12 protein-coding genes and 1 pseudogene are annotated in these 8,994 nt (G+C 72.9%); 2 read left to right on the top strand and 11 right to left on the bottom strand.

The features are described from left to right. Window positions 1-101: 101 nt before the first annotated feature. Window positions 102-590, bottom strand: coding sequence for a 30S ribosomal protein S9 (gene rpsI / locus ISOVA_RS03475; RefSeq protein ID WP_013837870.1), 489 nt, complete (start codon window positions 588-590; stop codon window positions 102-104). A gap of 37 nt (window positions 591-627) precedes the next feature. Beyond that, a complete protein-coding gene (gene rplM / locus ISOVA_RS03470) occupies window positions 628-1,077 on the bottom strand; it encodes a 50S ribosomal protein L13 (RefSeq protein WP_013837869.1) in 450 nt (149 codons plus the stop codon). Between the two features lie 266 nt (window positions 1,078-1,343). Between rplM and ISOVA_RS03465 the strand changes: the two genes are divergently transcribed. Beyond that, window positions 1,344-1,757: a DUF5709 domain-containing protein gene (locus ISOVA_RS03465; protein ID WP_013837868.1), complete on the top strand. Its 414-nt coding sequence runs from the start codon at window positions 1,344-1,346 to the stop codon at window positions 1,755-1,757. A gap of 247 nt (window positions 1,758-2,004) precedes the next feature. Here the strand turns inward: ISOVA_RS03465 and truA are convergent, their stop codons facing one another. Then, window positions 2,005-2,934, bottom strand: coding sequence for a tRNA pseudouridine(38-40) synthase TruA (gene truA / locus ISOVA_RS03460; protein ID WP_013837867.1), 930 nt, complete (start codon window positions 2,932-2,934; stop codon window positions 2,005-2,007). 28 nt (window positions 2,935-2,962) lie between these two features. Between truA and ISOVA_RS17155 the strand changes: the two genes are divergently transcribed. After that, window positions 2,963-3,730 (top strand): ROK family protein, encoded by a 768-nt coding sequence (locus tag ISOVA_RS17155; protein ID WP_013837866.1) that lies wholly within the window; start codon window positions 2,963-2,965, stop codon window positions 3,728-3,730. A gap of 131 nt (window positions 3,731-3,861) precedes the next feature. Here the strand turns inward: ISOVA_RS17155 and ISOVA_RS17150 are convergent. The 8 genes and pseudogenes from ISOVA_RS17150 to map form a co-directional block, all read right to left on the bottom strand. Further along, window positions 3,862-4,437 (bottom strand): annotated as a pseudogene (locus ISOVA_RS17150) (alpha/beta fold hydrolase); the annotation flags it as partial. A gap of 151 nt (window positions 4,438-4,588) precedes the next feature. Next, complete coding sequence (gene rplQ / locus ISOVA_RS03445) at window positions 4,589-5,191, bottom strand: 50S ribosomal protein L17 (RefSeq protein ID WP_013837864.1); 603 nt, start codon at window positions 5,189-5,191, stop codon at window positions 4,589-4,591. A 31-nt stretch (window positions 5,192-5,222) separates the two neighbouring features. After that, complete coding sequence (locus tag ISOVA_RS03440) at window positions 5,223-6,239, bottom strand: DNA-directed RNA polymerase subunit alpha (RefSeq protein ID WP_013837863.1); 1,017 nt, start codon at window positions 6,237-6,239, stop codon at window positions 5,223-5,225. Between the two features lie 141 nt (window positions 6,240-6,380). Continuing rightward, window positions 6,381-6,788 carry a 30S ribosomal protein S11 gene (gene rpsK / locus ISOVA_RS03435; protein WP_013837862.1) on the bottom strand — a complete coding sequence of 136 codons (408 nt, stop codon included), beginning with the start codon at window positions 6,786-6,788 and terminating at the stop codon, window positions 6,381-6,383. A gap of 77 nt (window positions 6,789-6,865) precedes the next feature. Then, complete coding sequence (rpsM, locus tag ISOVA_RS03430; RefSeq protein ID WP_013837861.1) at window positions 6,866-7,240, bottom strand: 30S ribosomal protein S13; 375 nt, start codon at window positions 7,238-7,240, stop codon at window positions 6,866-6,868. Between the two features lie 186 nt (window positions 7,241-7,426). Next, complete coding sequence (rpmJ, locus tag ISOVA_RS03425) at window positions 7,427-7,540, bottom strand: 50S ribosomal protein L36 (protein WP_009740505.1); 114 nt, start codon at window positions 7,538-7,540, stop codon at window positions 7,427-7,429. Window positions 7,541-7,623: 83 nt separating this feature from the next. Next, window positions 7,624-7,845 (bottom strand): translation initiation factor IF-1, encoded by a 222-nt coding sequence (infA, locus tag ISOVA_RS03420; RefSeq protein WP_012877432.1) that lies wholly within the window; start codon window positions 7,843-7,845, stop codon window positions 7,624-7,626. A 288-nt stretch (window positions 7,846-8,133) separates the two neighbouring features. After that, window positions 8,134-8,994: a type I methionyl aminopeptidase gene (gene map, locus ISOVA_RS03415; RefSeq protein WP_013837860.1), complete on the bottom strand. Its 861-nt coding sequence runs from the start codon at window positions 8,992-8,994 to the stop codon at window positions 8,134-8,136.

The raw sequence follows: 8,994 nt of genomic DNA, 5'->3' as shown, positions 1-8,994 counted from the left end.
TTGCTTCCTCCTGTGCTGGGCGCAGGGTCGATCGTAGACGCCCCGCAACGCGGACGGCCCCGCCGGATGTCCGACGGGGCCGTCCCACGAGGCGCTGAGGATCAGCGCTTCGAGTACTGCGGAGCCTTGCGGGCCTTCTTGAGACCGGCCTTCTTGCGCTCGACCTCGCGCGCGTCGCGCGTGAGGAAGCCGGCCTTCTTCAGGGCCGGGCGGTTGGCCTCGCGGTCGATCTCGTTGAGCGCCCGGGCGATGCCGAGGCGCAGGGCGCCGGCCTGACCGGTCGGGCCACCGCCGTTGATGCGGGCGATGACGTCGAAGCGGCCCTCGACCTCGACCAGCTTCAGCGGGGAGTTGACCAGCTGCTGGTGCACCTTGTTCGGGAAGTAGTCCTCGAGGGTGCGGCCGTTGATCTTCCACTGGCCGGTGCCGGGGACGAGGCGCACGCGCGCCACGGCCTCCTTGCGGCGGCCCAGGGCCTGGCCCGGGGCGGTGATGGACTGACCGCCGTTGGCCACGGGGGCCGCGGTCTCGGTGGTGTAGGTGCTGGGAGTCTCGTCGCCCAGCTCGATGTCGACGTTGGTGTCGGCCACTGGTGTGTCCTCGCGTCCTTCGCTTGTCTGCAGCGGCTCAGGCCTGCTGCGAAACCTGGGTGATCTCGAACGGCTTGGGCTGCTGCGCGGCGTGCGGGTGCTCCGCACCGCGGTAGACCTTCAGCTTCTTGAGCTGCTGGGCCGCAAGCGAGTTCTTCGGGAGCATGCCGCGCACGGCCTTCTCCACGGCCCGCTCGGGGTTCTTCTCCAGGAGCTCGCCGTAGGCCACGGAGCGCAGACCGCCCGGGTAGCCGGAGTGGCGGTAGGCCATCTTGGTCTCGCGCTTGTTGCCGCTCAGGGCGACCTTGTCGGCGTTGATGACGATGACGAAGTCACCGCCGTCGACGTGCGGGGCGAAGGTCGGCTTGTGCTTCCCGCGCAGGAGCGTGGCGACCTGGCTTGCCAGGCGGCCGAGGACGACGTCGGTCGCGTCGACGACGTACCAGTCGCGCTGGACGTCGCCGGGCTTCGGGGTGTACGTACGCACGGTTCGTAACCTTTTCGTTTCGGTGTCGTCGGGCGAGAAGCGGCGCCCGATGAGTCAGGTGTTGTGCGCGGGAGCTCCGTGATGGCGTCCTGGCCTGGGCATCGTCTGGGCGAGTGGGCGCGCTGACAATGCGGGACGCCGGAGGCATAGCACAACGACAGGTCAGTCTACAGACGCGCCGCACCCGGGGTCAAAGCGAGCCCGACCGGTTCCGTCACACCCCGTCCCGCGCTGCGTCGGCGCCGCCACGGGTGCACCGTAGAGGCATGACCGACGAGACCCCCGGCACGACCCCCGACCCGCTCACCGGCGTCGAGGGAGACGGTGACCAGCTGCCCACCGAGGACACCCTGCTCGACCGCGGCGTCGACAACATCCTGGACGAGGGCTACTCCCCGCCCGAGCGCCCCCGGCCCAACCACTGGGGCGAGACCGCGTGGGAGGAGTCCGTGGGAGAGCCCATGGACCGGCGCCTCGCCCAGGAAGAGCCCGACGTGTGGGACCAGGACCCGCTCGCCCGGCCCGACACCACGCGCGCCGGGCGCCTCGTGGCCGACGACGACGCCGACCCGAACGCCGACGGCGCCCGGGACAACGACGTCTACGGCGAGGACGCGGGCATCGACGGCGCGGGCGCGAGCGCCGAGGAGGCCGCGGTCCACTGGGTCGAGGAGCCCTGAGCCGGAGTGCAGCGGAGGGTGAGGGCCGAGGAACGAGGCACTCGCCCGCAGCGGAACGCAGGCTCAGGGCGACCGGACGACGAGGAGCCCTGAGCCGGAGTGCAGCGGAGGGTGAGGGCCGAGGAACGAGGCACTCGCCCGCAGCGGAACGCGGAGCAGCGGTCGCGGGTCGCGGGGTCCGCGAGCGAGAGCAGAGCGAGGAACGGGCGATTCATTCGAGCGAGCGACCCCGCGACCCGCGACCTCGCTACTCCCAGACGTCCTCCTCCATGCGCCGGGCGCGGATGCGCTCGGCGCGGGCGGCGAGCTCGTCGTCGGGCGGGTAGCTCACCTGCTCGAGCACGAGCCCGTGCGCCGGCGCCACGCCCGCGCCGGCCTCGCGCCGTCGGGCCGCGAGCACCTCGGCGGGCCAGCCGACGTCGCGCCGCCCCTCCCCCACGGCCACGGACGCGCCGACGAGCGCGCGGACCATGTTGTGGCAGAACGCGTCGGCCCTCACGTGCGCGAGGACGAGCCCGGCGTCGGGCCCGCCCGCGGGACGCTCCCACGCGATGTGCTGGAGCTCGCGGATCGTGGTCGCGCCGGGCCGCGGCTTGCAGAACGCCGCGAAGTCGCGCACGCCGACGAGCGGCTGCACGGCCGCGTGCATCGCCTCCACGTCGAGCGGGCGGCGCGTCCACACCACGTGCGTGCGGCGCAGCGGGTCGCGCAGGGCCGGGTCGTCGGCGATGCGGTACGTGTAGCTGCGGTACGTCGCGGAGAACCGCGCGTCGAACCCGGCCGGCGCGACCCGCGCGCGGTGCACGACGACGTCGCGCGGCAGGACGCCGGTCAGCCGGTCGACGAGCGCGCGCCCCGGGGCGCGGTCCGAGCGTCCCGGCATGGCCTCCCAGCGTGCGACCGGGACGTCGACGTGCACCACCTGGCCCCGTGCGTGCACGCCCGCGTCAGTGCGTCCGGCGACCGTGACGCGCGGCTGCGGCAGCCCGAGCGGCTCGGTGCGCAGGATCGTCGACAGCGCGTCCTCGAGGACGCCCTGCACCGTGCGCAGCGCCGGCTGGCGCGCCCAGCCGGCGAAGTCCGTCCCGTCGTACGCGAGGTCGAGACGGACGCGGACCGTCTCGACGTCAGACGTCTCGGGGGTCGGGGCCGGCGTCGGCGGCGTCGTCGTGCTCACCGGCCCATTGTCCCCGGATGATGGACCCGTGCCCGAGACGACCCCGACCCTGACCCTCGCCGTCGACTGCGGCGGCGGCGGCATCAAGGCCAACGTGCTCGACGACGCCGGCACCGCCCACGCCGCCCCCGTGCGCGTGCCGACGCCCTACCCGCTGCCGCCCGGTCTGCTGGTCGAGACGATCGCCGAGATCGCGGCGACGCTGCCGGCCGCCTCCCGCGTCACGGTCGGCATGCCCGGCATGGTCCGTCACGGCGTCGTCGTGCGCACCCCCCACTACGTCACGCGCTCGGGCCCGCGCTCGCGCGTGCTGCCCGAGCTCGTCGAGGCGTGGGCGAGCTTCGACGTCCGCGCCGCCGTGTCGGCGCGGCTCGGCCTCCCGGCGCTCGTCCTCAACGACGCGGAGGTGCACGGTGCGGGCGTGATCGCCGGCTCGGGCGTCGAGCTCGTGCTCACGCTCGGCACGGGGCTCGGGTCGGCCCTGTTCGACGGCGGCCGCCTCGCACCGCACCTCGAGTGGTCGCACGCGCCGGTGCGCCGCGCCACGACGTACGACCAGTACGTCGGCGAGCCCGAGCGGCGGCGCCTGGGCGACGCGCTGTGGTCGCGGCGCGTCGTGGCGGTCGTCGACGGGCTGCGCCCCGTCTTCTGGTGGGACCGCCTCTACATCGGCGGCGGCAACTCGCGGCGCATCACGGCGTCGGCCCTCGACCGGCTCGGCGACGACGTGGTGATCGTCCCGAACTCGGCCGCGCTCGTCGGCGGCGCGAGGGCGTGGGACCTGCTGCTCGGCTGACGCCCCTCGGGCACGCCCGCGGCCCGGGCGGCCTCGCGGCGCGTGACGGCGTCGGCGGCCTCGAGCAGGACCCGGTTGAACGCGACCGGGGCGTCCAGGCTCACGAGGTGCCGTGCGTGCGGCACGACGACGAGGTGCGCCTCGGCGCCGCTCGAGCGGGCCGCGCGCAGCATCGACCGCTCGTGACCGCGGAAGTGGTCGTAGCGCCCGTTGACGATCCACACCGGGCTGCCGGCCGCGGCGAGCGCGGTCCGCGGGTCCGTGAGCCCGACCTCCTGAAGGACGGCGGACATGACGTCGAGCGCGAACCCGCCCGCACCGGCGTCGCGGGCGGCCTCGGCCGTGAGCATGCGGGCCACGAAGGCGTCGTTGAGGCGCTCGCCGCTGTCGGGCCAGCTCTCGATCCACCGCGCGAGCAGCAGCCAGGCGGCGCGCAGCCGCGACGCCGGCGACGTCGAGCACGACGCCGCGACGAGCCCCGCGGACTCGTGCGGGTACCGCGCGCGGTGCTCGATCGCGAGGTAGCCCCCGAGCGAGAGCCCGACGACGAGGGCCCTGCCGCCCGCGCGGCGCACGCCGTCGTGCACGGCCTCGACCGCGCCGTCGAGGGTGAACGGCTCGCCGCGCCGCGCACCGTGCCCGGGCAGCTCGATCGCCTCGACCGGCACGCCCGCGGCGTCGAGCGCCTCGAGCTGGCGGCGCCACATGGTGCGCGAGGTGCGGGAGCCGTGCACGAGCACGACCGGTACCGGGCGAGCGAGCGTCATGGGAACCACGGTAGACAGCGCGCGAGGGCCCCGCTCCACCGGTGGTGGTGCGGGGCCCTCGTGCGGCGTGGCGCCGGGGGAAGCGGGAGGCTCAGGCCTCCTTCTTCTCCTCGGTCTCCTCGGCGGCGGTCTCCTCGGCCGGAGCCTCGGTCGCCTCGGCCTCGGCCGGGGCGGCGGTCTCCTCGGCGGGGGCCTCGGTGGCCTCCGCCTCGGCGGCCGTGGTCTCCTCGGTCTCCTCGACCGGGGCCGCCGTCTCGGCGTCCTTCTTCGAGCCCTTCTTCGCAGCCTTCTCGGTGGCCTTCGTGGCCTCCTTGACGACGGCCTGCTTCGGGCTCACCGGCTCGGTCACGAGCTCGATGACCGCCATGGGCGCGTTGTCGCCCTTGCGGTTGCCGACCTTCGTGATGCGCGTGTAGCCACCGTTGCGCTCGGCCATGGCCGGGGCGATCTCGGTGAACAGCGTGTGCACGACGGACTTGTCGCGCACGACGGTCAGCACGCGACGACGCGCGTGCAGGTCGCCGCGCTTCGCGAACGTGATGAGGCGCTCGGCCAGGGGGCGCAGGCGCTTGGCCTTCGTCTCCGTGGTCGTGATGCGGCCGTGCTCGAAGAGCGCCGTGGACAGGTTCGCGAGGATCAGGCGCTCGTGAGCCGGGCCACCGCCGAGCCGCGGACCCTTGGTGGGGGTAGGCATGTCAGGTTCTCCTTGAGGGTGTGGTTACCCGTCAGTACTGCTGCTCGTCGGTGTACGCGGCCTCGTCGTCGCCGCCGCCGTAGTACGCGGCGCCGGACGGGTCGAAGTCCAGCGGGGAGTCCTTGAGGGACAGGCCGAGCTCGGCGAGCTTCTCCTTGACCTCGTTGATGGACTTCGCGCCGAAGTTGCGGATGTCGAGCAGGTCCGCCTCGCTGCGCGCGACGAGCTCACCGACCTGGTGGATGCCCTCGCGCTTGAGGCAGTTGTACGACCGGATGGTGAGGTTGAGCTCCTCGATCGGCAGCGCCAGGTCCGCGGCGAGCGCGGAGTCCGTCGGCGACGGGCCGATCTCGATGCCCTCGGCCTCGACGTTCAGCTCGCGGGCGAGGCCGAAGAGCTCGACGAGCGTCTTGCCGGCGGAGGCGAGAGCGTCGCGCGGCGAGATGGCCGCCTTCGTCTCGACGTCGACGATCAGCTTGTCGAAGTCCGTGCGCTGCTCGACACGGGTGGCCTCGACCTTGTACGTGACCTTGAGGACCGGCGAGTAGATCGAGTCCACCGGGATGCGGCCGATCTCGGCCTCGGCGGACTTGTTCTGCGCGGCGGAGACGTAGCCACGGCCGCGCTCGACGGTCAGCTCGATCTCGAGCTTGCCCTTGTCGTTGAGCGTGGCGATGTGCAGGTCGGGGTTGTGCACCTCGACGCCGGCGGGCGGCACGATGTCCGCCGCGGTGACGACGCCCGCACCCTGCTTGCGCAGGTACATCACGACCGGCTCGTCGTTCTCGGACGAGACGACGATGTTCTTGATGTTGAGGATGATCTCGGTGACGTCCTCCTTGACACCCGGCACGGTGGAGAACTCGTGGAGCACTCCGTCGATGCGGATGGAGGTGACGGCCGCGCCGGGGATCGACGACAGCAGCGTCCGGCGCAGCGAGTTGCCGAGCGTGTAGCCGAAGCCCGGCTCGAGCGGCTCGATGGAGAAGCGCGAACGGTGCTCCGAGATGACCTCTTCGGTCAGGGTGGGGCGCTGTGCGATCAGCACTGTGGTTGTCCTTTCAGTGTGCGTCCGCCATATGACGCATCACGGATCCGCGATCACTCGCGTCCCGGGCGGGACTCGGTCCACCCGTCCCGGGCAGGCATGGCCAGCCGAGCCGTCGGTGACGGCCCGGCCGGTCGAGGGTCAGACGCGGCGGCGCTTCGGGGGACGGCAGCCGTTGTGCGCCTGGGGCGTGACGTCCTGGATCGAGCCGACCTCGAGGCCGGTCGCCTGGAGGGAGCGGATCGCGGTCTCACGACCGGAGCCCGGGCCCTTGACGAAGACGTCGACCTTCTTGACGCCGTGCTCCTGGGCGCGGCGGGCGGCCGACTCGGCGGCCAGCTGCGCGGCGAACGGCGTGGACTTGCGGGAGCCCTTGAAGCCGACGTGGCCGGCGGACGCCCACGAGATCACGGCGCCCGACGGGTCGGTGATCGAGACGATCGTGTTGTTGAAGGTGCTCTTGATGTGGGCCTGGCCGACCGGGACGTTCTTCTTGTCCTTGCGGCGCGGCTTGCGCGAGCCGGCGGTGGCGCGAGTCTTGGGAGGCATGTGTGCGTTCTCTCCTGGGTACTGAGGTCGTCGGACCGGAGCGGGCGGCTAGCGGCCCGCTGCCCGGACTGCTGACGTCAGCGGGCCTTCTTCTTGCCCGCGACGGTGCGCTTCGGACCCTTGCGGGTGCGCGCGTTGGTCTTGGTGCGCTGACCGCGCACCGGCAGTCCGCGACGGTGGCGCAGACCCTGGTAGGTGCCGATCTCGACCTTGCGGCGGATGTCGGCAGCGACCTCGCGGCGGAGGTCACCCTCGAGCTTGAAGTTGCCCTCGAGGTAGTCGCGGAGCGCGACGAGCTCGGCGTCGCCGAGGTCCTTCACGCGCAGGTCCGGGCTGATCCCGGTGGCGGCCAGCGTCTGCTGGGCGCGGGTACGGCCGACGCCGTAGATGTAGGTGAGCGCAACCTCGAGCCGCTTCTCGCGGGGGAGGTCGACGCCGACAAGACGTGCCATGTGCCTTCCGGCTCCTGTACTTCGTCCAGAGGTCTCCCGCACCACCCTCCCGCGAGGACCGCGGGCCCCGGCCCCTGGACCGAGGGTTCCCCCGCCCGCCGCGGCTGCTGCCGTGGCCGGTCGGGTTCGTGGTGGTGCGCTGTGCGCGGCCGCCTCAGCGAGGCGGACCGCAGGCGATCGGTGCGATCAGCCCTGGCGCTGCTTGTGGCGCAGGTTCTCGCAGATCACCATGACGCGACCGTGCCGACGGATCACCTTGCACTTGTCGCAGATCTTCTTGACGCTCGGCTTGACCTTCATCAGAGTTCCTCCGCCGCCTCCTCGGCGGACCGGGCAGGCCCGGCCGCGTCGGCGGCGATGTCGATCGGGTGGGGGGATGACGACTACTTGTAGCGGTAGACGATCCGGCCACGGGACAGGTCGTACGGGCTCAGCTCCACCACGACCCGGTCCTCGGGGAGGATCCGGATGTAGTGCTGCCGCATCTTGCCCGAGATGTGCGCGAGGACCTTGTGACCGTTGGCCAGCTCGACGCGGAACATCGCGTTCGGGAGAGCCTCGATCACGCTGCCCTCGATCTCGATGACACCGTCCTTCTTTGCCATGTCCTCCGCTAACTCTCGTCTTGACTGCTCCCACGCCGCGTCGACCCCCGCAGCCTGGACCGCGGGGCCTGCGTCGTCGGGACGTGGATGTCGCGTGCTGCCGCCGGCCACCTGCGCCCCGGTACCCCGGAGCGGGCATGCACGAACGGACTACACCCAGCGGACTAGCCTACGCCAGGATCGCAACCAAAGGAAGTCGGCCCCCGGCCGGGGCCGTGTGCGGTCCGACACGGCACCGCACGTCACGGGCACCGCACGTCACGGGCACCGCACGTCGGTCACCGCGGGTCAGAGGGCGACGACGTCGACGCCGAGCGCGGCGAGCCGCTCGGCACCGCCGTCGCGCGCGGTGAGCACGACGACGCCGTCCTCGAGCACCGCGACCGTGTGCTCCCAGTGGGCGGCCCGCGAGCCGTCCTGCGTGACGACCGTCCAGTCGTCCGCGAGCACGCGGGTCGCGGCCCCTCCCCTGCTCACCATGGGCTCGATCGCCAGGCACATCCCGGGACGGACCTTCGGCCCGCGGTCGGACACGCGGTAGTTCACGACGTCGGGCGGCTGGTGCATCGCGGTGCCGATGCCGTGGCCGACGTACTCCTCGACGATGCCGAGCTCGAGCCCGGCCGACTCCGCGGCCAGCTCGACGGCGGCCTCGACCGCCGCCCCGACCTCGTTGAGCCGGCGCGCGGACGCGAGCGCGGCGATGCCGGCCCACATGGCCGCCTCGGTCGCGCGCACCAGCGCGGCGTCGTGCGGGTCGGGCGCCTCGGCGTCGGGCGCCAGGGGGCCGTCGGGGCCGAGCACGAAGCTCACGGCCGAGTCGCCGTGCCACCCGTCGACGATCGCGCCGCAGTCCACGGACACGACGTCGCCGACGGCGAGCACGCGCGGGCCGGGGATGCCGTGCACGACCTCCTCGTTGACCGAGGTGCAGATCGTCGCGGGGAAGCCGTGGTAGCCGAGGAACGACGGCGACGCGCCCGCGTCGGCGATGACCGCCGCCGCGACCGCGTCGAGGTCGGCCGTCGTCGCGCCGGGCCGCGCGGCCGCCCGGACGGCGTCGAGCGCGTCGGCCACGACCAGGCCCGCGCGTCGCATGACGCGGACCTGGTCGCGGCTCTTGTACTCGATGCGCTCGCGCGAGAACAC

Source organism: Isoptericola variabilis 225 (assembly GCF_000215105.1).
GTDB classification, from domain to species: domain Bacteria; phylum Actinomycetota; class Actinomycetes; order Actinomycetales; family Cellulomonadaceae; genus Isoptericola; species Isoptericola variabilis_A.
This window is presented reverse-complemented; position numbering and strand designations above follow the sequence as displayed.

Bases quoted from the DNA above. Each gene is read 5' to 3' on its own strand.
- rpmJ (WP_009740505.1), bottom strand. From the start codon at position 7,540: ATGAAGGTCAAGCCGAGCGTCAAGAAGATCTGCGACAAGTGCAAGGTG.
- ISOVA_RS03465 (WP_013837868.1), top strand. From the start codon at position 1,344: ATGACCGACGAGACCCCCGGCACGACCCCCGACCCGCTCACCGGCGTC.
- rpsK (WP_013837862.1), bottom strand. From the start codon at position 6,788: ATGCCTCCCAAGACTCGCGCCACCGCCGGCTCGCGCAAGCCGCGCCGC.
- infA (WP_012877432.1), bottom strand. From the start codon at position 7,845: ATGGCAAAGAAGGACGGTGTCATCGAGATCGAGGGCAGCGTGATCGAG.
- rpsM (WP_013837861.1), bottom strand. From the start codon at position 7,240: ATGGCACGTCTTGTCGGCGTCGACCTCCCCCGCGAGAAGCGGCTCGAG.
- rplQ (WP_013837864.1), bottom strand. From the start codon at position 5,191: ATGCCTACCCCCACCAAGGGTCCGCGGCTCGGCGGTGGCCCGGCTCAC.